Genomic DNA, 24,952 nt, shown 5'->3' with positions numbered 1-24,952 from the left:
CTCCACCCGAGCCCGACAGGGCCGGGCAAAAGGTAGACTCGCACCTCGTGCCAGAGCTTGACCAGACCCAGACCGAGCAGGTCTCCCAGATGCTGCAGGCAACCCCCGTGGTCGCCGAACTGGCGACCCTGTTCCAGCAGGCAGGACACGAGCTCTACCTCGTCGGCGGTCCGGTGCGCGACGCGCTGCTCGGCGTCGTCCAGCACGACCTCGACTTCGCCACCTCCGCCCGCCCCGACGACGTCGAGGCCCTGCTGCGTGGCTGGACCAAGGCCGTGTGGGACATCGGCAAGGACTTCGGCACCATCGGCGCGAAGAAGACCAGCAATGGCGTCGAGTACCAGGTCGAAGTCACCACTTTCCGCGCGGATGTCTACCGCGGCGACTCCCGCAAGCCAGAGGTCAGCTTCGGCGACACCATCGCCGACGACCTCGTCCGCCGCGACTTCACCGTCAACGCAATGGCCTACGACGTCGCCAATGCCACCTTCGTCGACCCATGGGGCGGCCTCGCGGACCTCGCCGCCGCAACCTTGCGCACCCCCTCCACCCCGCAACTCTCCTTCTCCGACGACCCGCTGCGGATGATGCGGGCCGCCCGTTTCGCGTCCCAGCTCCAGTTCACCGTCGCACCCGACGTGCAGCGTGCGATGACCGACATGGCCGACCGGATCGAGATCATCAGTGCCGAGCGCGTCCGCGACGAGCTGTCGAAGCTGCTGCTCACCGATCACCCCCGCCCTGGCCTGAACCTGCTGGTCACCACCGGCCTGGCCGCCCGCGTGCTGCCGGAACTGCCGGCGATGAAGGAGACCACGGATGAACACCGCCGCCACAAGGACGTCTACGCGCACTCGCTGACCGTCCTCGACCAGGCCATCCAGCTGGAGAAGTCCCGCGGGCACGCCCCCGACCTCGTGCTGCGGCTGGCCGCACTGCTGCACGACATCGGCAAGCCCGCCACCCGCCAGTTCGAGGACGACGGCACCGTCACCTTCCACCACCACGACCTGGTGGGCGCCAAGCTCGCCCGCAAGCGGCTCAAGGCGCTGCGCTTCAGCTCGGATGAGGTCAAGGCCGTCGCCCAGCTCGTCGAGCAGCACCTGCGTTTCCACGGCTACGGCGAGGGCCAGTGGAGCGATTCGGCGGTGCGCCGCTATGTCCGTGATGCCGGTGACCAGCTGGAGCGCCTGCACATCCTCACCCGCTCCGACTGCACCACGCGCAACCAGCGCAAGGCCGCCCGGTTGCGCGCCGCCTACGACGACCTCGAGGAACGCATCACCGTCCTGGCGGCGCAGGAGGAGCTGGACGCCATCCGCCCCGACCTCAACGGCGAGGAGATCATGGCGCTGCTGGGCATCCGTCCCGGACGCGAGGTGGGCGCGGCCTACAACTTCCTGCTGGAACGACGGATGGAATCGGGCCCACTCGGGCCCGAGCAGGCGAGGGACGAGTTGCTCGCCTGGTGGCAGGCCCGGTCCAACTAGGCTGGACGGGTGATCCCCGCCCGAGTGACCGACCCACGCGCCCGGCGCGCCCTGTCGGTATTGCTCGCGGGACTCCTCGGTTTCCTGGCCAGCTTCGCGCTCCCCGCCCAGGCCGACGAGACCACCGAACCGGTCCAGCTCACCATCACCTCCATCACCCCGGCCAGCACCACCGGCACCGGGACGGTCGTCATCCGCGGCACTGCGCGCAACACCGGCACCGAGGCGCTCAGCGGGGTGCAGGTCTACTTGTGGCGCTCGACGGACCCGATCCGCGACGCCCCGAGCCTGGCCGCGGCGCTCGACAGCGCGGCCTTCAACCCGGTCGGTGCCCGCCTCTACGAAGACCGGAAGAATTACTTCAACATCACCACCACCTCCGCCGAGGGTTCCCAGGTCAGCGCCGGGAAGACCTCCCTCGACGCCGGTGAGAGCGTCGACTTCACCGTCGCGGGCGACCTGGCCGGTGCCAAGGGATTCGGTTTCACCACCACCCCGGCCGCCTACCTGGTCGGCCTCCAGGTGAAGGTCGCCGGGCGGGCGGGCGTCCTGGGTCGCGCGCGGGCCCTGCTGCCGGTCGCCGCAGTCAACTCGGTGACCAGCACCGTCGTGGTGCGGATCGGCTCTCGTCCCGGCCTGCTGCAGGGCAGCATGTTCGCCGACGACCACCTCGCCACCGAGCTGGACGGGCGCCTGCGCACCCTGATGGACCTTGCCCTGACCAGTGGTGCGACCGCGCTGATCGACCCCGCCCTCTACGACGACGTGGCCGTGATGGCGCAGGGCTACACCGTCCAGGGCTCGACCGCTTCGACCGCCGCCGGGCAGGCCGCTGCGAAGAGTTTCCTGGCCGACCTGGGGACCCTCATCGAGCGCGGCGACGCCTACCGGACCCCCTATGGCGACCCCGACATCGCCCTGCTGGAGGCCGCCGGACGACACGACGTCCTCGACCAGGCAACCGCCGCCGTCCCCAGCACCCACGCGCTGGCGAAGTTGCCGCTGGCCATCGCGCCTCGTGACGGGGCCGCGGACGCAGACCTGATTGCCTTCGTCGCCGACCTCGACCCCGCGCTCGTCCTCGTCGCCGGCAAGCTGGGCAGCGCGCCGGTCGCCACGGTGGACGGCACCACGATCGTTCGCTACGCCGCCGACGCCTACGACGGCGGCCCCGGCCCCGACCCGACGACGACCGCGCCGCAGAAGGTCGGGCGGCTGCAGGCCACCGAACTGGTCACGCCCACCGTGACGATCGTGACCACCGCGGAACAGGCCGCCCTGAGCACGGCCACCGCCCCGTGGCGCAGTTGGCAACCCTTGGACGAGCGGGTCGCCGCCATCACCAACCCACCGACCGCAGAGCTCGCGAAGATCGAGCCGGTCGAGGTCGGAAACTGGCTCGACCAGGTCGACCGCGCGGGCGGTGACGTGACCGTCTGGGGCGAGCTGACCAACCAACCGGAGGCCGCCGCCACCGCGCTGGGCAAGATGCTGCCGCGTGCCATCAGCCAGGCCTGGGGCGGGCGTCGTCCGGCCGCCGCGCGGTGGGCCAAGGCCGTGGGCTCGGCCTACGGCAATGCCGCCACCGGTCAGGGCGTCAGCCTCTCGGTGACCCCCGACATCGTTACCTCCGCCGCCGAGCAGGAGGTGCCGGTGACGGTGACCAACCACCTCGACCGAGCCGTCAGCGTCAAGGCCACCTTCACCAGCGAGAACCCGCAGCGCCTGGTCGTGGCCGACTCCGAGCTGGAGTCGATCCCGGCCGGCGGTACCGAGACGATCCGCGTGACGATCCAGGCGAAGGCCAACGGCAAGGTGGGCGTCACCGGCCAGCTGGTGACCGAGTCGGGACGTCCGATCGGGGAGGCCCAGTCGATGACCATCACCGCCACCTCGATGGGGCGCATCGGCTGGATCATCATCGTGGGCTCCGGCGTGGTGCTGCTGGGCGCGACTGCGATGCGAATCCGACAGGTCCAGCGTGAGCGCCGGGCCGAACAGGCGGTGGCAGACTTGGGCCAGCCGCGACGATGAGGGGACCGATGGACGCCGAGAACACCGACCGCGACGCAGAGGTGGACGCCCTGGAGACCGAGCTGATGCCAACGGTGGCCGACGAGGGCCCCGACCAGGAGGACACCCTCGGCACCGACGTGCTCTCGTCTGATGGGAGCGTCGACACCGAAGACCTCCCCCCGGCGATGGCGGTCAACACCCCGACCGGCAGCCACGCGGGATCCGAGGGGCCGCTCGCCCACGTCGGGCACGTCCTGGCCGACCGCTACCGTCTCGAGCAGCAACTCGCCGAGCGCGGCGGGACGGCCACCTGGCGCGCCTTTGATCAGAAGCTCTCCCGCTCGGTGCTGGTGCACCTGCTGGGCGCCGATGATCCGCGCACCTCCGACGCCCTGGACGCGGCCCGCAAGGCGGCCACCGCGACCGATGCGCGGTTCCTGAGGGTGCTGGACGCCGTCGAGCCGGCCGGCGACGAACCCGCTGTGGTTGTCTGCGAGTTCGCGCCTGGCGAGAGCATGGAGAAGCTGCTCAGGCAGGGTCCGCTGAGCGCGCTGGAGGCGGCCTGGGTCGCCCGTGAGCTGGCCGACGCGATGAGTTCCGTGCACGCGGAGGGGCTCTTCCACCAGCGGATCAACCCCGACACGGTCATCATCACCGCCACCGGTGCGGTCAAGGTCGTGGGCTTCCTGATCGAGGCCGCCCTGCATCCGGACGCCGACCAGGGCATCTTGGCCTGGTCCGAGCGGGAGGAGGCGGACGTGCGTGCCATCGGCAAGGTGCTCTACGCGAGCCTCGTCAACCGGTGGCCGGCCGAGCCCGGCCAGCTGCACGAAGCAGACCAGGCCCGGCCCTGGGGCATGCCACCGGCCCCGGTGGACCAGCGCGGCTGGCTCACGCCCCGCCAGGTGCGTTCAGGGGTCAGCCCGGCGCTGGACACCATCTGCGACCAGGTGCTGTCGGCCTCCCCCCGCCAGAACGAGTTGCCCCTGCGTACCGCCAACCAGCTCGTGGGAGCCCTGAACAAGGTGTTGGGGACAGCCGATGCGTCCGCCGACCTGGAACGCCGGATGCGCTTTCCGGTGCACGCCGCGGACGCCTACGAAAGTGGTGACGACACCGGGCGGCTCGCTCCCCTGGAGCACACCTTTCCCGGCGTCGCCTTCGCCGGTGCCACCGCAGCCGCCACGGAACACCCCATCGCCGTTCCCGCCCCGGCGCCACGCGCCACGTCCCCGCACACCCCCACCGATGCCCCGACGGTCGTGCGTGGGGCCACGATCATGCGTCCCCGGCCCCGGCCGACCAAGCGTCCGTGGCTGGTGGCACTGGTTGGCCTGGTGCTGCTGGTGCTGGTGGCGTCGCTGCTGCGGCTCGCTTGGCAGAAGGCCACCGGCGATGGCACGGGCAGCATCCTTGGCGAGGACGAGGTGCAGACCTACACCCCCACCAATGTGGACGACTTCGACCCCACCGCCGACAACGGCAACGGCGAGGAGAACCCCAACCTGGTCAAGTACGCCTGGGACGGCAACCCGGCCACGGCATGGCAGACGCTCGTCTACCTGAACTCGGCCAAGTTCGGAAAGCTCAAGCCCGGCGTCGGGCTGGTTGTCGACCTGGGCCAGCAGGCCAGCGTGGGCGAGGTGAACGTGCGGCTGAAGGGCACCCCCACGGGCATCCAGCTGCGGGTTCCGAACGACACCGGCGCCACCAGCGCGCCGACGACGAAGGCGAGTGCCTGGAAGACCGTGGCCAGCATCGACGCAGCCGGCACCACCGCGCAACTGAAGCCCGCCTCGCCGGTGACAACGCGTTACCTGCTGGTCTACGTCACGAGCCTGCCGAACATCGGGTCCAACAAGTACCAGGCCAGCATCAACGAGATCGAGGTGAAGTCGTGACGCAGGCCACCGCCGCCGGCACGGGTATCCTCGACCCAGACCTCGCTGACGTCGAGGCCAGTGACCACGACCTGCTCAAGGCCCATCTCGCGGGTGACCCGGACGCCTTCGCCCAGTTGTTCACCCGGCACCGCAACCGCCTGTGGGGCATCGCCCTGCGCACCATGCGCGACCCGGACGAGGCGGCCGATGCGCTGCAGGAGGCGATGATTTCGGCCTTCCGGCGTGCTGGCAGCTTCCGCGGCGAGGCCGCGGTCACCACCTGGCTGCACCGGATCGTCGTCAATGCCTGCCTGGACCGGATCCGGCGCAATGCGGTGCGCCGCACCGAGGCCCTCCCCCAGAACGCAGACCTGGACCTGGGCCTGGCGCTGGGCGACGGGACGGAGCAGATCGAGCAGGCCGAGACGCGCGATGCCGTGCAGGTCGCCCTGGGCCAGATCTCGCCCGACCAGCGCGCGGCGATCGTGCTGGTCGACATGGAGGGCTACTCGGTGGAGGAGGCGGCCGTGCTGCTCGGCTGCCCCACCGGCACGGTCAAGTCCCGCTGTTCCCGCGGTCGCGCCCGGCTGGTTCCGCTGCTGCAGCACCTGCGGGAACCGGATGGGGGGCGCTCGACGTCCAATCCCTTGCCGGGGCCCGCGTGCACGGCATCCCCGCAGACCGAGGAAAGTTCCCGATGAGCACACCCGACGAGCGCTCCATCACCGGCCCCAGCAGCACCGGCCCCAGCAGCACCGGCCCGACGGACGCGCCAAGCGAAGAAGACCTGGCGTGGTTGTCGGGCGTGCTCGCGGGCCAGACGGACGTCGAGATCCCCGCCGCGGTGTCCCGAGCCATCACCGGTGCCCTGCGCGCCGAACAAGAACAGCGCGAGGCACGCAGGGATTTCCACCCCGGGGCCACCCCCGAAGAACTTGACGAGTCCCTGGGCGCCAACCTGGACGAGTCCTCGGCCGTCACACCGGACGCCGGGATCATGCTGCGCTGACGATCTCGTGCACCGCGAGCAATTGCTTGATCTGACGCTGGCTCGAGTTGAGGGTGCGCAGGCTGCGCTGGGCGCTCCTGCTAACGACGGCTTCCAGCCTCCATCCGCGGGCCGCATCCCGCCGATCCGCTGACGGCAGTGGCAGTCAGTCGTGCTTGACAGGCCTTCAGACACGCGGCAGCGGGGCCGAACCATCAAGGGTTCGGCCCCGCCGTCAGCGTGGGTCCAGCGTGATCTTATTGAGCGTGGGTGCGAGGAGACTCAGCCCTCGACGTCCTCATCGACCCAGTCGAAGGTCTTCGTGACGGCCTTCTTCCAGTTGCGGAAGAGGCGCTCGCGCTCGGCGTCCTCCATGGCAGGCGTCCAGCGCTTGTCCTCGGCCCAGTTGTCGATGACGTCCTGTTCACCGCTCCAGTAACCGACGGCGATGCCGGCGGCGTAGGCGGCGCCCAGCGCGGTGGTCTCGGCGACGACCGGACGGACGACGGGGACGCCCACCTGGTCGGCCTGGAACCGCATCAGCGTCTCGTTGGCGGTCATACCACCGTCGACGCGCAGTTCCTCAAGCTGCACACCCGAGTCGGCCTCCATCGCGTCCAGCACCTCGCGGGTCTGGTAGGCGGTGGCCTCCAGCACCGAGCGGGCGATGTGGCCGCGGTTGACGTAACGGGTCAGGCCGACGAGCGCGCCGCGGGCATCAGCACGCCAGTAGGGCGCGAACAGGCCGGAGAAGGCGGGCACGAAGTAGGCGCCGCCGTTGTCCTCCACCGAGGCCGCCAGCTCCTCCACCTCGGGAGCGCTGTCGAACATCCGCAGATTGTCGCGCAGCCACTGGACCAGGGATCCCGTGACGGCGATGGATCCCTCGAGTGCGTAGATCGGCTTGTTGTCGCCGATCTGGTAGCACACGGTGGTCAGCAGGCCGTTCTTGCTGGGGACGATCTCCTCGCCGGTGTTCATCAGCATGAAGCAGCCGGTGCCATATGTGTTCTTGGCCATGCCCTTCTCGAAGCAGGCCTGGCCGAAGGTCGCAGCCTGCTGGTCGCCGAGGATGCCGGCAATCGGGATGTCCATCAGGAATCCGCCCTGGTCGCCCTTGCCGTAGACCTCGGCGGAGCTCTTGATCTCGGGGAGCATGCTCATGGGGATCGTCATGTCGGCCGCGATGTCCGCGTCCCAGTCGAGGGTCTTGAGGTCCATCAGCATGGTGCGGGAGGCATTGGTGACGTCGGTGACGTGCACGCCGCCGTTCACGCCGCCGGTCATGTTCCACAGCACCCAGGTGTCCATGGTGCCCATCAGCAGCTTGCCGGCCTCCGCATCGGCGCGGGCGCCCTCGACATTGTCGAGGATCCACTTCACCTTGGGGCCACAGAAGTAGGTGGCCAGTGGCAGGCCGACCTTGTCCTTGTACTTGTCAGGATTGCCGCCGCCGAGTTCCTCGACGATCTTCTGGGTGCGGGTGTCCTGCCAGACGATGGCGTTGTAGACGGCCTCGCCGGTCTCCTTGTTCCACACCACCGTGGTCTCGCGCTGGTTGGTGATGCCGACCGCGGCGATGTCGTGGCGGTTCATGTTCGCCTGGCTCAGCGAGCTGGCGACGACCTCGCGCACGTTGTCCCAGACCTCGGCAGGGTCGTGCTCCACCCAGCCGGCCCTCGGGAAGATCTGCTCGTGCTCCTTCTGGCCCGTCGCGACGATCTTGCCGGAGTGGTCGAAGATGATCGCCCGGGAGCTCGTCGTCCCCTGGTCGATGGCCATGATGTACTTCGTGTCGTCCGTCACTTCCACACCTCATCGTGTCTTGTCGTAGTGCAGGGTCGCGGAGGCTCCCCACCTGTGGAACTCCACCAGACGGCCGGGCTTTCGGCCATGATGGTGAACGTACGTGCAACCGATGAGGGAGGACCATGCACGAGCGATCTGACCAGATGTACCTGGCCGCCTCCCTGTACTACGTGCAGGGTGAGACGATGGAGTCCATCGCGCGGCAGTTGCGCGTCTCGCGCTCGACGGTCTCGAGGCTGCTGAGGGACGCGAGGGACACCGGCGTGGTGACGATCACGCTGCGCAATCCGTCGGGCCAGGACGCCGCCTTGTCCGACACCTTCGCCCGGATCTTCGGCGTCATCGCGCACATCGTGGCCGTCCGGGAGGGCAGCACCGAAGTGCACCGCCTCGATCGGGTGGCGCGGGTTGCCGGGCAGCTCATCACGTCCATGGTCGAGGACGACATGACCATTGGGGCCGCGTGGGGCACCACCTTGTCGGCGGTCGTGCCCTATGTCCGGCCGCGGGACCTGCACGGCGTCTCCTTCGTCCAGCTCAATGGCGGCGGCAACATGACCGGTTTCGGCACCCCCTACGTCGGTTCGATCATCAGCCAGATGGCGGATTCCTTCGGGGCGGAGGTCGTCGACTTCCCCGTCCCTGCCTTCTTCGACCACCCGGAGACCCGGCAGGCCATGTTCCGGGAGCGCAGCGTGCAGAACGTCCGCCGCTGCCAACGCAAGGCAGACCTGGCCCTGTTCGGCGTTGGCTCCCTGGCCTCGGCCGTCCCCTCGCACGTCTATTCGGCCGGCTACCTCGACGACACGGACATGGCCCAGTTGCGCGCAGACCGGGCCGTCGGGGACGTGAACACGGTGCTGCTGCGCGAAGACGGAACCTGGGCCGACATCGCCCTCAACCAGCGCGCCAGTGGCATGACTCCTCCTGACCTGCAGCGGATCCCACGCCGGTTGTGCGTGGTGGCGGGCGTCGGCAAGGCGTCACCCTTGTTGGGGCTGTTGCGCGCAAGGTTGGCCACTGAGGTCGTGGTGGACGAGGCAACGGCCAAGGCCGTGCTGGCCAAGTTGCAGGTCGGCTCCCCGCGACCCCAGTCGTAGCCCCCGCGCCGCAGAACTGGCCGATCGGCTGGACTTTACCCTCAATCGACGCCAGGGCCTTCACCTTGGTGCCCACAGGGTGCACGCTCTGGAAGTGGCGGCGCCGCACTGGATTGCTCCAGGGTCGCGCACCATCTCTTCACGACACCCACTCTGCCCCTGAGGAGAAACCCATGAGGTTCAAAGCCCTGGCCGCAACGATGCTGGCCACCGTCATCGGCGTCCCGCTCGTGTCACCGTCGACCGCGCAGGCAGCCACCCCGGCCAAGACGTCCGCGATCGAGGCAAAGCGCGTCGACTCAATTCCCACGCCGAAGCTCGACTGGTTCGAGTGCTACGGCGCCTACCAGTGCGCCAGCACGCGGCTGCCCGTCGACTACGACCAGCCCAAGGGCGCCACCACCGAGGTCGCCCTGCTGAAGGTGCCGTCCAAGGACCAGGTGCACAAGATCGGCACGCTCTTCGTGAACCCCGGCGGCCCCGGCGGCTCCGGAACGCAGATGGCCGCGATGATGGGGATGATCGCGAACCCGATCGTCACGTCACGCTTCGACATCGTGGGCATCGACCCCCGAGGTGTCGCCTTCACCGACCAGGTCAGGTGCTTCACCGACCTCAAGGCGCAGACGCGAGCCCTGGCTGGCCTCGACATCCCCTTCCCGATCGACGACGGGGAGCGGGCGGCCTACCTGAAGAGCGCCCAGAAGCTGGCCCAGGGCTGCTCGACCACCGGCAAGACCCTCTCCTCGACCGCCTCGACGGCCGAGGTCGCGCGAGACATGGACGTGCTGCGCCGTGCCGTCGGGGACAAGAAGCTCAACTACCTCGGCTTCAGCTACGGCACCCAGCTGGGGCAGGTCTACGCCAACATGTTCCCCGACCGCATCCGTGCACTGGCGATCGACGGGACCATCGACCCGGTCGCCTGGGCGGGAACCCAGGCCACCAAGAACGTGCCGGTGACGCTGCGCCTCGGCTCTGCCGAGGGGGCCTGGGGCGCGCTCAAGGAGGGCATGAAGCGCTGCGACGCGGCCGGCAAGGAGTACTGCGCCATCAGCGGCAATGCCATGGGTCGGTGGTCGAAGGTGGCACGCGAACTCGTCCAGCACCCACTGGTCAGCACCGACCTGTTCACCGGCAAGCAGATCAGCTACGGCTACGCGACGTTCATCAACAGCACCCTTGGGATGCTGTACTCCACCGACGGCATGGACTGGGTGGCCGCCGAGACCGCAGCCCTGGAGGGGGCCCTGTGGCCCACCACGCCCGCCGAGGGCACCACCGCGTTGAAGAAGCTCCGCGCGCTGCACACCGAGTTCCGCACGACCCACACCGCCACAGCGGCCCGTCGGTTCACCTCGTCCGCATTCAGCTACTCCAACGACATCGAGGCCTATGCCTCGGTGATGTGCACCGACTCGCTGAACCCGGGCAGTGCGCTGGCTTGGAAGTCCGCCGTCGCACGCGGCGTGCGCACCGGTGGTCCCTTCGCCCAGGCCTGGGGATGGTCGTCCCCGTGGTGCGCATCCAATGACTGGAAGGCCATCGACGAGGACGCCTACCGCGGCCCGTGGAACAAGAAGACCTCCGCCACCATCCTGGTCGTCGGATCGCTGTGGGACCCGGCCACCAGCTACGCCAGCGCGAAGGCCGCGGCCGGCCGCCTCGGCAACGCCCGCCTGCTGACCTCGAACAACTGGGGGCACACGGCCTACGGCACCGGCCGGTGCTCGACGGACGCGATCGAGGCCTACCTGGTCTACGGGAAGCTGCCGGCGGCCGGGGCGACCTGCAAGGACGGCTACCAGCCCTTCAGCATCAAGCTGAGCGATCGCGACGACCCCGCCGAAGATGTGCTGCTCTCCGTGGCCCAGCGCGCGGGGGTGCGGATGGCACCGAAGCCGGGTGCCCGGCTCAAGTGAGCCAGTCGCCTGCTGGACGCTTGCTGCGGCCCCTTCTGCTCCGGCAGGAGGGGCCGTAGCATCGGTGCTGGGCGCAGCTCCCCGATGAGCTCGCCACCCCCAAACTCAGGAGGAAGACATGAGCGAGACCACCCAGGGCACCGAGACCACCCAGGGCACCGAGACCCCCGACATCGTCGTCGACGCCCCCGATGCGATCGGCTGCCCCTGCGGTTGCAGTTGCGGCGTGGCCTGTGACTGCGGCTGCGCGGAGACGGGCGTGTGCACCTGCTCCGACGAGCAGGCTCCGGCCGACCCGGTCGAGGTCGCAGGCCAGGTGCGCGAGGAGCTGCCGCTGGCCGGCAAGTCGTCGGGCGGCTGCGGCTGTGGCTGCGGCGGTCACGACAAGTAGGGACGATCCCGTCCCGGCTTCAATGGTCCTTGGGTCCACCATGATCCCCGGGTGGGAACATGATCCCCCGAGTCGGGGGCTCCACGAACCCCGAGCCTGTCGACGGCCGGGAACAAAGTCACGCGTCCGGTGGTTGGGCTGACTACGCTGCCACCGGACGCGCGCACGTCCGCCCAGGCGCCAGATCAGTAGAGTGGCCGGTGCATCACACCGGTGAGAGGACGCCATGACCGAGACGACAACCGGCCCAGCCGGCGGAGCCGTTACCAGCCCCACGGCCGGAACCACGACCAGCCCCGCTGAAATCGACCTGCCCAACATGGGCGGCATCTCGCTGGGTGGCATCTCGCTGGGAGGCGCGAGCCTGCCGAACATCTCGCTGGATTCCTTCGAGGACAGCGTTCCCGAGGCGGCACCGAAGGCCACCGCAACCGATGAGCCCGTCCGGGAGGTCATCATCGTCGGCTCCGGCCCCGCCGGTTACACCGCCGCCGTCTACGCCGCGCGCGCCCAGCTGAACCCGCTCGTCTTCGAGGGCGCGCTGGATGCCGGCGGCGCCCTGATGAACACGACCGAGGTGGAGAACTTCCCCGGCTTCCGGGACGGGATCATGGGCCCCGACCTGATGGCCAACATGCGCGCCCAGGCCGAGCGCTTCGGTGCCGAGCTGGTCGCCGACGACGTCACCGAGGTCGACCTGACAGGTCCGGTGAAGGTCGTCACCGACTCCGAGGGCAAGCAGCACCGCGCCCACGCGGTGATCCTGGCCACCGGCTCGGGCTACCGCCGCCTGGGCCTGGCCGACGAGGACCGTCTCTCCGGCCGCGGCGTCAGCTGGTGCGCCACCTGCGACGGCTTCTTCTTCAAGGACAAGGACATCGCCGTGGTCGGCGGCGGTGACTCCGCCGTCGAGGAGGCCACCTTCCTGACCCGCTTCGCCAAGTCGGTCACGATGATCCACCGTCGTGACGAGCTGCGCGCATCCAAGATCATGATCGCCCGCGCCGAGAACGACCCCAAGCTCACCTTCGCCTGGAACTCTCAGGTCGTCGGCATGTCCGGTGACCCCTCGCTGAAGTCGGTGACCCTGGCCGACACCGTCACCGGCGAGCAGCGCGAGCTGCCCGTCGAGGGCCTGTTCATCGCCATCGGCCACGACCCCCGCAGCGAGCTCTTCAAGGGCCAGGTCAACCTCGACGACGCCGGCTACGTGCTCGTCGAGCCGCACTCGACGAAGACCAACCTGTCCGGCGTGTTCGCCTGTGGCGACCTGGTCGACCACACCTACCGCCAGGCCATCACGGCGGCCGGCTCGGGATGCCAGGCGGCGCTGGACGCCGAGCGCTTCCTCGCCGACCTCGCGGACGTCAACGTCCAGGCCTGACACCCCACCCCAAGCAAGACTCCCGAAAGGATCGCCATGTCGAACGTCACCGAGGTCACCGACGCCACCTTTGCCGAGCTCGTCGTCAACTCCTCCAAGCCCACCCTGGTGGACTACTGGGCCGACTGGTGCAGCCCCTGCAAGCAGCTCTCCCCGATCATCGACGAGCTGGCCACCAGTCACGGCGACAAGATCAACTTCGTGAAGCTGGACACCAATGCGAACCCCAAGGTGCCCACCGAGCAGGGTGTCCTCTCGCTGCCCACGCTCCAGGTCTGGCAGAACGGCCAGGTCGTGAAGTCGCTGCAGGGGGCGCGCTCGAAGGGTGCGCTGCTCAAGGCGCTGGACGAGTACCTCTGAGCCATGCCCGCACACAGCAGCAGGCGCAAGGACGGCCACCTCCAGGGCGATCGGACCACCGGTCCGGACGAGCTGGAGGCGGGCCCCGTCATCCACACCGGCGGTCTCCCCGGCTGGGTGGTCCCCCTGGTGGGGGCGCTCCTGGTGCTGCTCGCGCTCGGCGGGGGCGGCTACGCGGCCTATCGCTACAACGCGAACAAGCCGACCGAGGTCATCACGATCGGGCCCTCGCGGACGCCGTGGGGGCTGATGCCGCCGCTGTCGATGGGTGAGTACTCCCGCGACGCGAACTCTGCGGACACCCCGTCGATGAACCCGAACACCAAGAAGTCCACCATCACGGCCACATACTCCAAGGGCGGTCAGGCGACGGTCGTGCTGCTGATGAGCCGTCCCGAGACGGACGCGAAGAAGTTCATGACCGACATGGGCATGAATGCGATCATCGCCGAGGGTTCCGGCTTCTGCGGCACCAGCTCCGACAACAACCACGATGGCTGCGCGGTCATCCGCGACAACACGGCCATCGCGGTGGTCGACCTGGTGGGCCTGTCGCGCGTCGAGCTGATGGACCTGGCGAACCAGTTCGGCGACCAGCTCGCCGCCTGACCCCCCTGCCGCGTGTACCCGACACCGAACTGCAGCATGGAAGGAATCACCATGGGCAAGACGATCTCCCTCACCCGGCGCGCAACCGGCGAGTACACCGCCACCAATGCCGACGGCGCCACCATCGACTTCGGCGGCGAGGGCCAGTTCTCCCCCGTCGACCTGCTGCTGGCCGCGCTGGCCGGTTGCTCGGCGATCGACGTCGACGTGGTGACCTCCCGCCGTGCCGAGCCGACCCGCTTCGAGCTCACCGCGTCCGGTGAGAAGGTCACCGACGAGGACGGCGGAAAGCGCCTCGACAACGTCCGGCTGGCCTTCGACGTCGACTTCGCTGACGACGAGCAGGGCAACCAGGCCCGCGGTCTGGTCGACCGGCTGATCCAGCTCAGCCACGAGAAGGACTGCACCGTCTCGCGCACCATCGAGCACCCCACGGACGTGGAGTTCGTCCGCCTCTGAGCTGGTGACGAGCTGGGCGTCGCCCATGAGCCCGCTGTCACCGACAGCCTGAGTACATGGGCTCAGTGAAAAACTTCACTCCGTAGCTGTGCGTCCAGGAACTCACCTTGTGGAACGGCATTCGGCGTCCCCAGGAGGGAACCGGAGAAGAGATTCTGAGAGAATTCTGGTTGGGGCCTCTTTGAGAATTCCTCAGACTGCTCTTACGTTGTTCTCCATGACCAAGACCAACCGCATCATCACCCTCGCTGCTGCGACCGCGCTGAGCGCCGGCATCGGCCTCGCCGCCACCCCGCAGGCGGATGCCGCGAGCACCGTCTGGGACCGCGTCGCGCAGTGTGAGTCCGGCGGCAACTGGAGCATCAACACCGGCAATGGCTACTACGGCGGACTGCAGTTCAGCCACTCCACCTGGATCGGCTACGGCGGCGGCAAGTACGCCTACAACGCGAACGGCGCCACGCGTGCGCAGCAGATCGCGATCGCCAAGAAGACGCTGGCCTCGCAGGGTCCGGGCGCCTGGCCCGTCTGCTCGGTCCGCGCTGGCCTGACCCGCGCCAACGGCCTGGCCGTCTCCACCGGCACCACGTCCTCCGTGAAGACCGTCATCACCAAGAAGAAGACCACCACCACGCGCACGACGACCACCAAGGGTGCCGTCTACGTGACCGTTCGTTCGGGTGACACCCTCGCCAAGATCGCCAAGCGGCAGGGCACCACCTGGGGCAAGATCTACAGCCTCAACAAGTCGACCATCAAGAACCCGAACATGATCAAGATTGGCCAGAAGGTCCGCGTCCGCTGACCCCCTGACCACCAGCACCGACCACATTCAGCACGAAGGCCCCGGAGCACTCCGGGGCCTTCGTCATGTCACGTCGCAAGATCTCCGCCAAAATCGCCGCCTCCGAGCAATCCGGTCCCGCCACGAGACCGGATCACGGCATGGTGCGCGTTTTGGCGGCACCGACCGCCCGGAGCAAGCCGTGCAGTGGGTGCAGTGGGGGCAGTGGGTGCAGTGGGTGCAGTGGGTTCGCAGCGCTCAGTGCTGCCCGCGGCCCGTCGGTTCGGCGCCCAGGGGACGTTCGACGAGCGTGTGCACCGCCCGCCAGGCTCCCCGCAAGCCCGGACGCCAGATCACCGTGGACGCGAGGTCGAGCCGCATCCGTCGTCCGGTGGGGCTTGCGGCGCCCGGGACCGGTAGGAAGCCGACCTCCTCGAGCCATCTGCAGGTTGGCTGGTGACAGTTCGGACGACCGAGGGCGCCCGCCGCCTCGAGGCCTCCGACACGTCCCTCCAGGCGCGCGGCCAAGGACTGCACCAGCACCTTCTCCGCATCATCCGGGGCCCCATCGGTGCGGTGCAGTTCGATCAGCGCCGCCGATTCGGGGGAGCGGGACCATCGCGCCAGCGGATGGTCCGGGGGCAGGTTCAAGGTCGGGCACACCAGGGCATGGGCGACGACATGGTCGTTGTGGACGAGGGCGAGCCCGCACATCCCCCACTGCTCGGCGGCCGCGCAGGCCCAAGCCTGGTCGCCGGCCCTCGGCACGCTGCCGGGGGCGCCACAACTGGACAACCTGGCCAGCGCGTCGGGGTGCAGCGTTCGCACACGTCGTCCGATCACCGCGCCCCCTCTCGTAATGAGTGCCCTGCAGCCATGCTACGCACGCGTCATGGCAAAGTGGGTGGAGTGAGTCTGCCCGAACCAACCCGCCAGGACACCCGCCTCGATCGCTATGTGTCGAGCTATGCCGAACGCACCAACGGCATGCGAGCCAGCGCCGTCCGCGCGCTGTTCGCCGTGGCCAACCGACCCGAGGTCGTCTCCCTGGCCGGCGGCATGCCGAACATCGCCGACCTCCCCCTGGACGCATTGGCGGACACCTTCAAGGAGCTCGTGCTGACAAAGGGGATCCAGGCCATGCAGTACGGCTCCGGCCAGGGGGAGCCGATGCTGCGCGAGCACATCTGCGAGGTGATGGCACTGGAGGGCGTCGTCGCCCATCCCGACGACGTCACCGTCACCGCCGGTTCCCAGCAGGCGCTCGACCTGGTCACCAGGATCTTCTGCGACCCCGGCGACGTGATCCTGGCCGAGGCGCCCAGCTACGTCGGGGCACTGGGCACCTTCGGCAGCTACCAGTGCGAGGTCGTCCACGTCGCGATGGACGAGGACGGGCTGGTCCCCTCGGCACTGCGGGAGGCCGCACTGGCCTGCCGGGCAGCGGGCAAGAAGGCCAAGTTCCTCTACACGATCCCGAACTTCAACAACCCGTCCGGCATCCTGCAGCCCATCGAGCGTCGCCACGAACTGCTGGCGGTCGCCCGCGAGGTGGGTCTGCTGGTCGTCGAGGACAACCCCTACGGTCTGCTCAACCTCGACACCGATCCGGTGCCCGCGATGCGTTCCCTGGACGACGAGCAGGTCATCTACCTCGGCTCCTTCTCCAAGACCTTCGCCCCCGGCTTCAGGGTGGGCTGGGTACTCGCACCGCACGCCGTGCGCGAGAAGCTCGTGCTGGCGCAGGAATCGGCGACGCTGTGCCCGCCGGTGTTCAGCCAGTACGCCGTCTCGTCCTACCTCGAGACCCAGGACTGGCGCCGCCAGATCGTCGCCTTCAAGGACATGTACCGCGCCCGGCGCGACGCGATGCTGGATGCGCTGGCGGAATACATGCCGGAGGGGACGACGTGGACGCAGCCCGCCGGCGGCTTCTTCGTCTGGGTGACGCTGCCCGAGGGCCTGGACTCGCAGGCCATGCTGCCGCGGGCCGTGACCGCCCGCGTGGCCTACACCCCCGGCACTGCCTTCTACGCCGACGGGCTGGGCTCGCGCAACATGCGCCTGTCCTTCTGTTTCCCCACCCCGGAACGGATCCGGGAGGGAGTCCGGCGGTTGGCGCAGGTCGTCAACCACGAGTTCGAACTACACCAGACCTTCGGCCTCGACCGTTCCCCGATGCACCACGGCGGCGGTGCCGTGGGACCCGTCCCCGACCAGAACTGAGGGAGCTCACCATGACCGAGAGCAATATTCCCCTTGCGCCCGTCGTCATCCTCGCCGGTGGCCTGTCGCACGAGCGCGATGTCTCGATCCGTTCGGGACGTCGCGTGGCCACCGCCCTGCGCCGCGTCGGCCACCAGGTGACCGAGGCCGACCTCACCGCCGACCTCGTCCCCCTGGTGACCAGCGGTGACACGAAGCCGGTGGTGTTCCCGATGTTGCACGGCGCCACCGGTGAGGATGGGGCGCTGCGTGAGGTGCTGGGCCTGCTGGGCGTCGGCTTCGTCGGATCGTCCGGGCACGCCTGCCGGGTGACCTTCGACAAGTCGATCGCCGGGACGGTCGTCGCGCGCGCCGGGATGAACGTCCCCGAGCAGGTCGCGCTCCCGCACGACATCTTCCGCGAGCTTGGTGCCCGTCCGCTGGTTGCTGCGCTCGGCGAGCGGCTCGGTTTCCCGCTGATGGTCAAGCCCGCGAGGTCAGGCTCCGCGCTGGGTGCCACCAAGGTGGAGAGCGCGGATGCCCTCCCCCAGGCCCTGGTCGCCGCCTTCGCCTACGATCCGACCGCCGTCGTTGAGCGCTACGTCGAGGGCACCGAGGTCGCCATCACCGTCATCGTCGAGGGGGACGACCGCGAGGTGCTTCCCCCGGTGCAGATCCAGCCAGAATCTGGGATCTACGACTACGCGGCGCGCTACACCGCCGGCAGCACCCGCTTCATCGTCCCCGCCAAGATTGACCAGGACGCTCGCCAGCGGTCCGAGAGCCTGAGCCTGGCCGTGGTCGAGCGCTTGGGCCTGACCGGCATCGTGCGCGTCGACCTCATCATCGATGGGGGCGGCCAGCCCTGGTTCCTGGAGGCCAATGTCGCCCCCGGCATGACCGAGACCTCGTTGGTGCCGCTGGCCATGCAGGCCGCTGGCCTGGACCTGGGCGAGGTGTGCAGCCGGCTGGTGCAGGCCGCCGTCACCGGGACCGGGAGGTGAGCACCGGGCTCAAGCAACTCCTGCTGGGCCTCGGCGGGGTGCTGGTCGCATGCGTCTTCGTCTTCCTCGGGCTGTGGCAGATGCAGGTCTTCCGCAGCCAGGGCCAGCAGTCGGTGGACGAACTTGCCAGCCAGCCCCTCGTGGGTCTGGAGCAGGAGCTGGCGTCAGGCACGACGGCCGGTGAGCTGTACGGACGCACGGTCAGTGTCTCCGGTGAGTGGCTGGACGACCAGGTGCTGGTCGGTGAGGGCTACCCGGCGCGGGTGGTCCAGGCCTTCCGCACGGATGGTGGGCGCGTCATCGGCGTCGCCCGGGGCACTGTCACCGCTGGCCAGAAGGTGGCCGACGCGCCCGCCGGCATCCAGGAGGTGACCGGGGTGCTGCTGCCGACACAGTCGTCCGCACCCGTCGGGGCCGACCTCCCAGCAGGCAGCCTGGGGGCCGTGCAGCTGGACGTGTTGGCGCAGGAGTGGCCCGCTCCCCTCTTCGACGCCTACCTCACGCAGCCCGCCACGGCGTCCGCGGCGCAGGGACTGGGCGAGTCGCCGGTGATCGTCCCCGACCAGCGCGGCAATGTCCGCAACGAGGGCTATGCCCTGCAGTGGTGGTCGTTCGCCCTCTTCGGTTTGGTGCTCACCTGGGTGGGCGTCCGGCGGATCGGCGCCGGGGAGAAGGCCACTGACGCGGCCACGTAGTCTGGACCGGTGAACGAAGACACCCAGAAGGAAATCCAGGACATCCGTGGCGCCCTGATGCGCTACCGCGTGATGGCCTACCTGGTCGGCACGCTGCTCGTGGTCCTGGTGTGCGTGGGGGTCCCGCTCAAGTACCTCAACGATGATTCGCGCGTCGTCACCTGGACCGGCATGCCACACGGCTGGCTCTACATGATCCTGCTGATCACGGCCTACGACCTGGGACGACGCGTGAAGTGGTCCTGGCTGCAACTGGGTTCGATCGCGCTGGCGGGAACGATCCCCTTCCTGTCCTTCGTGGCAGAGCACTTCGCCCGCAAGGACGTCTTGTCCAAGCTGGCGACCATGGAGCACGACGCCTGAGCCCTGGCCGCACTCCTCGCGTTCCCCCGAGCGTGACCATCACGCTCTCCGAGGCTGCCGAGGGGCACCTCCGGCACCCTGACGGACGCCCGGTGACGTCTACCGCCCGTTGACGATCCCCAGGATCCGCTCCAGATCGTCCTCGGAGGCAAACTCGATGGTGATCCGACCCTTGTTCTTGCCGATGTCGACCTTCACCCGGGTGTCGAAGTGGTCGGACAGGCTGCTGGCCAGCTCCATCGCGCGTGGCGAGGGGTCCTTGCTCCCCCGCGCTCGCTGCTTCGGCGCGTCCGCGGCTCCCATCGCCACGATCTCCTCGGTGGCTCGCACCGACAGCCCCTCGGCGACGATGCGCTGCGCCAACTGCTCCTGGGCGAGCGGATCCTCCACCATCAACAGCGCCCGGGCGTGCCCGGCAGAGAGCACCCCGGCAGCCACCCGCCGCTGCACCAGCGCCGGCAGCCGCAGCAACCGGATGGTGTTGGAGATCTGCGGACGCGAGCGCTTGATCCGCTGGGCCAATTCCTCCTGGGTGCAGCCGAACTCCACCAACATCTGCTGGTAGGCAGCGGCCTCCTCCAGCGGGTTCAGTTGCGCGCGGTGCAGGTTCTCCAGCAGCGCGTCCCGGAGCAGGTCCTCGTCCTCGGTGCCGCGAACGATGGCCGGCACGGTCTCCAAGCCCGCCTGCGTGGATGCCCGCCAGCGCCGCTCCCCCATGATCAACTCGAACTGTTCGTCACCGACCTTGCGCACGACGATCGGCTGCAGGACGCCGACCTCCTTGACCGACTCGACCAGCTCGTCCAGTGCCTCCTCGTCGAAAACGGTGCGGGGCTGCTTCGGGTTGGGCCGGATCTGGCCAACCGGGATCAACTCCAGATAAGAACCGTCTGACAAGGGCTGGGACCGCTCACGACCATGATCATCTTCTCCGAAGACGGGGTTGTTCACTTGCTTGGCCGGCACATCGGTCCGCTGGAACAGCTCCCCCAGTCCACGTCCAAGTCCTGACTGGTTCTTAGCGGGCATCAGCGGCCTTTCCACGGTTGGCAATCTCGATGGCGGCGCGGCGGTATGCCTTCGCGCCTGCGGACATGGGGTCGAAGTTCTGCATGGTCTGGCCGTAGCTCGGCGCCTCCGCGATGCGCACCGATCGCGGGATCTGCGCATCGAGGGTTTGTTCGGCGAAGAAGTTGCGCACCTCTCGGGCCACCTGGGCCGAGAGCTTGGTGCGGGCGTCGAACATGGTCAACAAGACCGTGGACAACCGGACGTCGGTGTTCAGTTCGTCGGTGACCAGCTGGATCGTGCGCATCAGCTGTGAGACACCCTCCAGTGCGTAGTACTCGCACTGGATCGGAATCAGGATCTCCGAGGCGGCCACCAGGGCGTTGAGCGTCAGGAGCCCGAGGGACGGCGGGCAGTCGAAGAGGATGTAATCGACTTCATTCTCTGCGAGGTATCCACGAACGGCTCGCTTGAGGCGCTGCTCTCGTCCGACCAGGTTGACCAGCGACAGCTCAGCCGCCGCGAGATCGACCGTGGCAGGGACGCAGTGGAGACCTTCGGCCTCAGGTGAGTCCTGCACCACCTCGGCGATCGGGGTTCCATCCAGCAGCACCTCCCAGGTGCCGGGAGTTCCCGCAGAGTGCGCGACGCCGAGTGCGGTGGAGGCATTGCCCTGCGGGTCCATGTCGATCACCAGCACCCTGAGCCCACCCTGGGCCAGGCAGGTCGCGAGGTTCACGGTGGTCGTCGTCTTGCCCACTCCACCCTTCTGGTTCACGACGACCATGACGCGTGTCTCGTGGGGACGGGGGAGAGGCCGCTCCTTCTCGCGCTGGATGATGCGGGGGGTTCCAGGAACTCGCTCGGTGCCACTGGCTGTCATCGCAGGCGGGGTCCTTTCGTCCTGCTCCGTTTCACGTGAAACAGAGACTTCCCGTCGCCGAGACTGGCCGTTTCACGTGAAACACGGTGCCGCGAATGCCTCGGACTGCCGAGTCTAGTGGAGGGCTCCCACAACGATGGCCTGGGTCGGCTCCGTGTCGGCGTGTGCGCGGATCTGGCGCACCTCGGCGTGCATCCTGGAGGCGGAGAGCTGGCGCTGCGCCTCCTCAACCTCAGCCGCGGCGGATGAGCCCTTGAGCGCCACCAACTGTCCATCGGGGAAGAACAAGGGGGTGCACCACTTGAGAAGCTTGGGCAGGGGAGCAACGGCACGGCAGGTAACGATGTCGAAGACCTCGTCGCAGTCCTCAGCGCGCAGTCGTTGTACGCGGACCTGGTCTCCCAGGCCCAACTCGTCGATCGTCTCCCGCAGGAAGTTGTACCGTCGCAGCAAGGGCTCGATAAGCGTCATCTCCAGATCAGGGCGCCTGATGGCGAGAGGAATGCCGGGAAGGCCGGCGCCGCTGCCGACATCACCGACGGTCGCACCTATAGGGATCAAGTCGCTGAGCGCCACGGCGTTGAGGACGTGGCGATCCCAGAGACGGTCGGTCTCACGCGGCCCCATCAGGCCCCACTCAATGCCCTTCGTGGCGAGGATCTGCTCGTAGCGTTCGGCCAGCTCGTAGCCGGCGCCGAACACCTCTTGGGCGATGACGGTCATTGATGACTCCTCGGTTGTACGGCCCCTCAGTCTACCGACTCTGTTTCACGTGAAACATCGGCGACAATTCTTTCCAGTGTTCTGTGCAGGACGTCTAGGGCCCAGTCGGTGGCTTCTTCAGGATCCTGGCGCAGGAGGTGCAGGGCCAGCCCATCCACCACTGCGTACAACTCCTCAGGCGCCTGCCCGGAGGGTCTCGACCCAACAAGTCGCGAGACCACCGAGGAGACCAGATGCCTCAACTCGTGGTCGAGACCATCGCAGACCACTCGGAGATCATCGTCGGCCAGCGCCTCAAGCGACAGGGACAACCAGACCTGTGCCTCCAGCCTGCGCTCCAAGTCCAGCGGGAGCAGCTGCTCCAGGGTCTGCTGCGCGATGACCAAGGGGTCGCCATCGTGTGGAAGTGTTCGTACACGGGCGCCCACACGTTCGGCCACCAACCTCACACAGAAGGCCACCAGCGCGAACTGGCTGGGGAAGGAGCGTCGCAACGACCCGACCGCAAGGCCGGCCTCGTCAGCGACCGTGCGCACGGACAGTCCACGCACGCCCGAGTGCTCAAGAACGCGCCACGCCGCCTCCGCGACGGCCACCTCCCTGGCCCGATGATCGATCAACTTCGGCATGCGCTGCTTCTAGCACGATCGTACCCCTTTACTTGGTACAGACGTACCCGCTAGAAACGAGGCTCTCTTGTCATGGTCTGGTTGATTCTCGGGTGCGAAATCGCCTTTTGGTATTTGATCTTGGTCGGCTTGTCCGTCAGGTACCTCGCTGGGCATCGCAGCCGGGCTGGCGCTCCTCGCCGCAGCACCGGGCATCGACCTGGTGTTGCTCGTCGCCAGCGCAGTCAGCGCACGGCAGGGGCACCCCCTTGGTCTTGCGCACGCGCTGGCTCCGATCTACATCGGCTTCTCCGTGGCCTGTGGAAGGGTGCTCATCCGCTGGGCTGACGTCCGCTTCGCCCATCTGGTCAGTGGGGGAGCGGCGCGGTTCGCGCCAATCGGCGCGCATACACGGTGAACTGTTGGCGTGATCTGGCGCGGAGGGTGCTCGCCGCCGCGGTCACCACGGTGCCCACGGCCGGGATGATCGTGCTCGCCGACTCCGACCAGGCGACAGCGGCGCTGTCGCGCACCCATCGCTGGATGCCGTCGTCGTGGTCGCCGAGGCCCTGTGGGCGCTGAGCTTTACGATCTGGCCGCGCCCAGCCAAGGCGGCCGACGTTTCACGTGGAACGGTCCCGGAGGATGTCTTGGCGTCCAAGAGCCGACAGCAGCGTTGACAGGCGGTGCAAGCTGGACGGATGACTCCTCATGGACCATCGCTGCCACACCCGGGCACCGGTGAGCCGTTCGTGTCGCCCGTCCCGCCTGGCGCTGGCTGGCCGGAAGATCTGGCCACCCAGCGGACCCCGCAAGCCAGCACCGCGGACGAGGTGCAGGCCCTGGCCGCATCGTCGCGCACCCTCGACCAACTCGACGCCCGCGTCCAGGTCTGCCGGGCTTGCCCACGGCTGGTCACGTGGCGCGAGCAGGTGGCGACCACCAAGCGATCTTCCTTCGCTGAACAGCCCTACTGGGGCCGACCGGTGCCTGGCTGGGGCGACCCCCATCCACACTCCCTGATCGTCGGCCTGGCGCCAGCCGCGAATGGCGCCAACCGCACTGGCCGCATCTTCACCGGCGACCGCTCGGGTGACTGGCTGTTCGCCGCCCTGCACCGGGCGGGCTACGCGAACCAGCCGACCAGCACGCATGCCGCCGACGGCTTGGCCCTGACCGGCGTCCGGATCACCGCCCCCGTCCACTGCGCCCCGCCGGACAATGCCCCGACGACGATCGAGAAGGCGACCTGCGCACCCTGGTTGCACCGCGAGCTGACCATCCTCGAACCTGACCTTCGCTCCATTCTCGCCCTGGGCGGCATCGGATGGCAGCAGGTACTGGGCGCAGCCCGCCGCCTGGGCTGGCAGGTACCGCGTCCGGCTCCGAAGTTCGGCCATGGTGCCGCGGCGGTGCTGATGACGCCGTCAGGTCGCAGCATCCAGCTGCTGGGCTGCTACCACGTGAGCCAGCAGAACACCTTCACCGGCAGGCTCACCGAACAGATGCTGGACGATGTCCTGGGCCGCCTGTGACCGAGGCAACACAAGCCCACCCCAGGGGAAGACGAAGGGCCGGGGGAGTGGATCCCCCGGCCCTTCGGCACGTCATTGCTTGACGTCATTGCTTCGACGTCATTGCTTCGACGTCATTGCTTCGATCGCGACAACCCGCTCACTTGGCGGGCAGCACGACCACCCGACGCTGCGGCTCCATACCTTCGGACTCGCTGACCAGACCCGCCTCGGCGACGACGTCGTGGACGATCTTGCGCTCGAAGGGGTTCATCGGAGCCAGACGCACCGACTCACCGGAGGTCTTGACCTCGGCGATCGCGTCGGTGGCGAGCACCTGCAGCTCCTTGCGGCGACGCTCACGATGCCCAGCGATGTCCAGCATCAGCCGGCTGCGGTGACCGGTCTCGGTCATCACGGCCAGACGCGCGAGCTCCTGCAGGGCGTCCAGCACCTCCCCGTCCTTGCCGACCAGCTGGTCGCCCTCGGTGACGATGGAGACGTGCGCGCGCCCACCCTCGACGTAGGTGTCGATGTCGCCGTCCAGGTCGGCGATGTCGAGCAGCTCCTCCAGGTAGTCGGCGGCAATGTCACCCTCGGCGTCGAGGGCCTCCTCCGAGCTCTGCGGGGCCTTCTCCTCGACGGCCTCGGCCGCCTTCTCAAGCTCTTCGCTCATGGTGTTCTCCTTCTCGGGTGGCGCACTGCCGCGCGCCGGGAACCAGGGGATCCGCCGCCGGAGGTCGACGACGGGGGA

At 68.5% G+C, this 24,952-nt stretch carries 25 protein-coding genes and 1 pseudogene; 18 read left to right on the top strand and 8 right to left on the bottom strand.

The window, feature by feature from the left end; all coding sequences use genetic code 11:
* The first annotated feature begins 47 nt into the window (after positions 1-47).
* Genes ABD089_RS12665 through ABD089_RS12645 form a run of 5 tightly spaced genes read left to right on the top strand, consistent with a single transcriptional unit; the run spans position 48 to position 6,398 of the window.
* The gene (locus tag ABD089_RS12665; RefSeq protein ID WP_343886796.1) at positions 48-1,490 is read left to right on the top strand and encodes a CCA tRNA nucleotidyltransferase; all 1,443 of its coding nucleotides are present in this window, start codon (positions 48-50) and stop codon (positions 1,488-1,490) included.
* Positions 1,491-1,499: 9 nt separating this feature from the next.
* The gene (locus ABD089_RS12660; protein ID WP_343886795.1) at positions 1,500-3,524 is read left to right on the top strand and encodes a DUF6049 family protein; all 2,025 of its coding nucleotides are present in this window, start codon (positions 1,500-1,502) and stop codon (positions 3,522-3,524) included.
* 8 nt (positions 3,525-3,532) lie between these two features.
* Complete coding sequence (locus ABD089_RS12655) at positions 3,533-5,407, top strand: protein kinase family protein (RefSeq protein WP_343886794.1); 1,875 nt, start codon at positions 3,533-3,535, stop codon at positions 5,405-5,407.
* Positions 5,404-6,090: an RNA polymerase sigma factor SigM gene (sigM, locus tag ABD089_RS12650; RefSeq protein ID WP_343886793.1), complete on the top strand. Its 687-nt coding sequence runs from the start codon at positions 5,404-5,406 to the stop codon at positions 6,088-6,090. The genes ABD089_RS12655 and sigM overlap by 4 nt, the downstream gene beginning before the upstream one ends.
* On the top strand, positions 6,087-6,398 hold the full coding sequence (locus ABD089_RS12645) for a hypothetical protein (protein WP_343886792.1): 312 nt from the start codon (positions 6,087-6,089) through the stop codon (positions 6,396-6,398). The genes sigM and ABD089_RS12645 overlap by 4 nt, the downstream gene beginning before the upstream one ends.
* A 261-nt stretch (positions 6,399-6,659) precedes the next feature.
* Here the strand turns inward: ABD089_RS12645 and glpK are convergent, their stop codons facing one another.
* Positions 6,660-8,159, bottom strand: coding sequence for a glycerol kinase GlpK (glpK, locus tag ABD089_RS12640; protein ID WP_386769784.1), 1,500 nt, complete (start codon positions 8,157-8,159; stop codon positions 6,660-6,662).
* Between the two features lie 149 nt (positions 8,160-8,308).
* Between glpK and ABD089_RS12635 the strand changes: the two genes are divergently transcribed.
* The 8 genes from ABD089_RS12635 to ABD089_RS12600 all read left to right on the top strand — a co-directional run bounded on the left by ABD089_RS12635 (position 8,309) and on the right by ABD089_RS12600 (position 15,216).
* The gene (locus tag ABD089_RS12635) at positions 8,309-9,286 is read left to right on the top strand and encodes a sugar-binding transcriptional regulator (protein ID WP_343886789.1); all 978 of its coding nucleotides are present in this window, start codon (positions 8,309-8,311) and stop codon (positions 9,284-9,286) included.
* 173 nt (positions 9,287-9,459) lie between these two features.
* Positions 9,460-11,208: an alpha/beta hydrolase gene (locus tag ABD089_RS12630; RefSeq protein WP_343886788.1), complete on the top strand. Its 1,749-nt coding sequence runs from the start codon at positions 9,460-9,462 to the stop codon at positions 11,206-11,208.
* Between the two features lie 118 nt (positions 11,209-11,326).
* Positions 11,327-11,599, top strand: a complete 273-nt coding sequence (locus ABD089_RS12625) for a hypothetical protein (protein WP_343886787.1) — start codon at positions 11,327-11,329, stop codon at positions 11,597-11,599.
* Positions 11,600-11,825: 226 nt separating this feature from the next.
* Positions 11,826-12,983 carry a thioredoxin-disulfide reductase gene (gene trxB / locus ABD089_RS12620; RefSeq protein WP_386769761.1) on the top strand — a complete coding sequence of 386 codons (1,158 nt, stop codon included), beginning with the start codon at positions 11,826-11,828 and terminating at the stop codon, positions 12,981-12,983.
* Positions 12,984-13,019: 36 nt separating this feature from the next.
* Positions 13,020-13,343 (top strand): thioredoxin, encoded by a 324-nt coding sequence (gene trxA / locus ABD089_RS12615; protein WP_343886786.1) that lies wholly within the window; start codon positions 13,020-13,022, stop codon positions 13,341-13,343.
* A 3-nt stretch (positions 13,344-13,346) separates the two neighbouring features.
* Complete coding sequence (locus ABD089_RS12610; RefSeq protein ID WP_343886785.1) at positions 13,347-13,952, top strand: hypothetical protein; 606 nt, start codon at positions 13,347-13,349, stop codon at positions 13,950-13,952.
* 51 nt (positions 13,953-14,003) lie between these two features.
* On the top strand, positions 14,004-14,411 hold the full coding sequence (locus ABD089_RS12605; protein ID WP_343886784.1) for an OsmC family protein: 408 nt from the start codon (positions 14,004-14,006) through the stop codon (positions 14,409-14,411).
* Positions 14,412-14,628: 217 nt separating this feature from the next.
* Positions 14,629-15,216, top strand: a complete 588-nt coding sequence (locus tag ABD089_RS12600) for a transglycosylase family protein (protein WP_343886783.1) — start codon at positions 14,629-14,631, stop codon at positions 15,214-15,216.
* Positions 15,217-15,453: 237 nt separating this feature from the next.
* On the opposite strand, the gene ABD089_RS12595 is transcribed toward ABD089_RS12600, so the two are convergent.
* Complete coding sequence (locus ABD089_RS12595) at positions 15,454-16,038, bottom strand: hypothetical protein (protein ID WP_343886781.1); 585 nt, start codon at positions 16,036-16,038, stop codon at positions 15,454-15,456.
* Positions 16,039-16,104: 66 nt separating this feature from the next.
* Here ABD089_RS12595 and ABD089_RS12590 point away from each other — a divergent pair, with 66 nt between their 5' ends.
* The 4 genes and pseudogenes from ABD089_RS12590 to ABD089_RS12575 form a co-directional block, all read left to right on the top strand.
* Positions 16,105-17,421 (top strand): aminotransferase-like domain-containing protein, encoded by a 1,317-nt coding sequence (locus ABD089_RS12590; protein WP_343886780.1) that lies wholly within the window; start codon positions 16,105-16,107, stop codon positions 17,419-17,421.
* A gap of 11 nt (positions 17,422-17,432) precedes the next feature.
* Positions 17,433-18,404, top strand: coding sequence for a D-alanine--D-alanine ligase family protein (locus tag ABD089_RS12585; protein ID WP_343886779.1), 972 nt, complete (start codon positions 17,433-17,435; stop codon positions 18,402-18,404).
* Complete coding sequence (locus tag ABD089_RS12580) at positions 18,401-19,099, top strand: SURF1 family protein (RefSeq protein WP_343886778.1); 699 nt, start codon at positions 18,401-18,403, stop codon at positions 19,097-19,099. Before ABD089_RS12585 ends, ABD089_RS12580 begins: the two co-directional genes overlap by 4 nt.
* Positions 19,100-19,129: 30 nt before the next feature.
* Positions 19,130-19,462: pseudogene (locus ABD089_RS12575) on the top strand (DUF3817 domain-containing protein); the annotation flags it as partial.
* A gap of 99 nt (positions 19,463-19,561) precedes the next feature.
* Here the strand turns inward: ABD089_RS12575 and ABD089_RS12570 are convergent.
* From ABD089_RS12570 to ABD089_RS12550, 5 genes are all read right to left on the bottom strand, one after another.
* The gene (locus ABD089_RS12570; RefSeq protein ID WP_343886777.1) at positions 19,562-20,491 is read right to left on the bottom strand and encodes a ParB/RepB/Spo0J family partition protein; all 930 of its coding nucleotides are present in this window, start codon (positions 20,489-20,491) and stop codon (positions 19,562-19,564) included.
* Positions 20,481-21,257, bottom strand: coding sequence for a ParA family protein (locus tag ABD089_RS12565; RefSeq protein ID WP_343886859.1), 777 nt, complete (start codon positions 21,255-21,257; stop codon positions 20,481-20,483). The genes ABD089_RS12570 and ABD089_RS12565 overlap by 11 nt, the downstream gene beginning before the upstream one ends.
* A 210-nt stretch (positions 21,258-21,467) precedes the next feature.
* Positions 21,468-22,076: a 16S rRNA (guanine(527)-N(7))-methyltransferase RsmG gene (gene rsmG, locus ABD089_RS12560; RefSeq protein WP_343886776.1), complete on the bottom strand. Its 609-nt coding sequence runs from the start codon at positions 22,074-22,076 to the stop codon at positions 21,468-21,470.
* Positions 22,077-22,102: 26 nt separating this feature from the next.
* The gene (locus tag ABD089_RS12555) at positions 22,103-22,705 is read right to left on the bottom strand and encodes a TetR/AcrR family transcriptional regulator (RefSeq protein WP_343886775.1); all 603 of its coding nucleotides are present in this window, start codon (positions 22,703-22,705) and stop codon (positions 22,103-22,105) included.
* 136 nt (positions 22,706-22,841) lie between these two features.
* Entirely contained in the window at positions 22,842-22,967 is a 126-nt protein-coding gene (locus tag ABD089_RS12550; protein ID WP_343886774.1) for a hypothetical protein, read from the bottom strand.
* A gap of 418 nt (positions 22,968-23,385) precedes the next feature.
* Between ABD089_RS12550 and ABD089_RS12545 the strand changes: the two genes are divergently transcribed.
* Positions 23,386-24,219 (top strand): uracil-DNA glycosylase, encoded by an 834-nt coding sequence (locus ABD089_RS12545; RefSeq protein ID WP_343886773.1) that lies wholly within the window; start codon positions 23,386-23,388, stop codon positions 24,217-24,219.
* Between the two features lie 139 nt (positions 24,220-24,358).
* On the opposite strand, the gene ABD089_RS12540 is transcribed toward ABD089_RS12545, so the two are convergent.
* Positions 24,359-24,874 carry a Jag family protein gene (locus ABD089_RS12540; protein WP_343886771.1) on the bottom strand — a complete coding sequence of 172 codons (516 nt, stop codon included), beginning with the start codon at positions 24,872-24,874 and terminating at the stop codon, positions 24,359-24,361.
* Positions 24,875-24,952: the final 78 nt, after the last annotated feature.

The organism is Luteococcus sanguinis, from assembly GCF_039527675.1.
Taxonomy (GTDB): Bacteria; Actinomycetota; Actinomycetes; order Propionibacteriales; family Propionibacteriaceae; genus Luteococcus; species Luteococcus sanguinis.
Note: the sequence above shows the minus strand (reverse complement) of the source record. Positions and strands in the feature narration are given on the sequence as shown.

What these genes read in the sequence shown, in the direction of transcription:
- ABD089_RS12655 (WP_343886794.1), top strand. Translation starts at nt 3,533, where the DNA reads ATGGACGCCGAGAACACCGACCGCGACGCAGAGGTGGACGCCCTGGAG.
- ABD089_RS12645 (WP_343886792.1), top strand. Translation starts at nt 6,087, where the DNA reads ATGAGCACACCCGACGAGCGCTCCATCACCGGCCCCAGCAGCACCGGC.
- glpK (WP_386769784.1), bottom strand. Translation starts at nt 8,159, where the DNA reads ATGGCCATCGACCAGGGGACGACGAGCTCCCGGGCGATCATCTTCGAC.
- ABD089_RS12635 (WP_343886789.1), top strand. Translation starts at nt 8,309, where the DNA reads ATGCACGAGCGATCTGACCAGATGTACCTGGCCGCCTCCCTGTACTAC.
- ABD089_RS12630 (WP_343886788.1), top strand. Translation starts at nt 9,460, where the DNA reads ATGAGGTTCAAAGCCCTGGCCGCAACGATGCTGGCCACCGTCATCGGC.
- ABD089_RS12625 (WP_343886787.1), top strand. Translation starts at nt 11,327, where the DNA reads ATGAGCGAGACCACCCAGGGCACCGAGACCACCCAGGGCACCGAGACC.
- trxB (WP_386769761.1), top strand. Translation starts at nt 11,826, where the DNA reads ATGACCGAGACGACAACCGGCCCAGCCGGCGGAGCCGTTACCAGCCCC.
- trxA (WP_343886786.1), top strand. Translation starts at nt 13,020, where the DNA reads ATGTCGAACGTCACCGAGGTCACCGACGCCACCTTTGCCGAGCTCGTC.
- ABD089_RS12610 (WP_343886785.1), top strand. Translation starts at nt 13,347, where the DNA reads ATGCCCGCACACAGCAGCAGGCGCAAGGACGGCCACCTCCAGGGCGAT.
- ABD089_RS12605 (WP_343886784.1), top strand. Translation starts at nt 14,004, where the DNA reads ATGGGCAAGACGATCTCCCTCACCCGGCGCGCAACCGGCGAGTACACC.
- ABD089_RS12600 (WP_343886783.1), top strand. Translation starts at nt 14,629, where the DNA reads ATGACCAAGACCAACCGCATCATCACCCTCGCTGCTGCGACCGCGCTG.
- ABD089_RS12585 (WP_343886779.1), top strand. Translation starts at nt 17,433, where the DNA reads ATGACCGAGAGCAATATTCCCCTTGCGCCCGTCGTCATCCTCGCCGGT.
- ABD089_RS12570 (WP_343886777.1), bottom strand. Translation starts at nt 20,491, where the DNA reads ATGCCCGCTAAGAACCAGTCAGGACTTGGACGTGGACTGGGGGAGCTG.
- ABD089_RS12565 (WP_343886859.1), bottom strand. Translation starts at nt 21,257, where the DNA reads ATGGTCGTCGTGAACCAGAAGGGTGGAGTGGGCAAGACGACGACCACC.
- rsmG (WP_343886776.1), bottom strand. Translation starts at nt 22,076, where the DNA reads ATGACCGTCATCGCCCAAGAGGTGTTCGGCGCCGGCTACGAGCTGGCC.
- ABD089_RS12555 (WP_343886775.1), bottom strand. Translation starts at nt 22,705, where the DNA reads ATGCCGAAGTTGATCGATCATCGGGCCAGGGAGGTGGCCGTCGCGGAG.
- ABD089_RS12545 (WP_343886773.1), top strand. Translation starts at nt 23,386, where the DNA reads ATGACTCCTCATGGACCATCGCTGCCACACCCGGGCACCGGTGAGCCG.
- ABD089_RS12540 (WP_343886771.1), bottom strand. Translation starts at nt 24,874, where the DNA reads ATGAGCGAAGAGCTTGAGAAGGCGGCCGAGGCCGTCGAGGAGAAGGCC.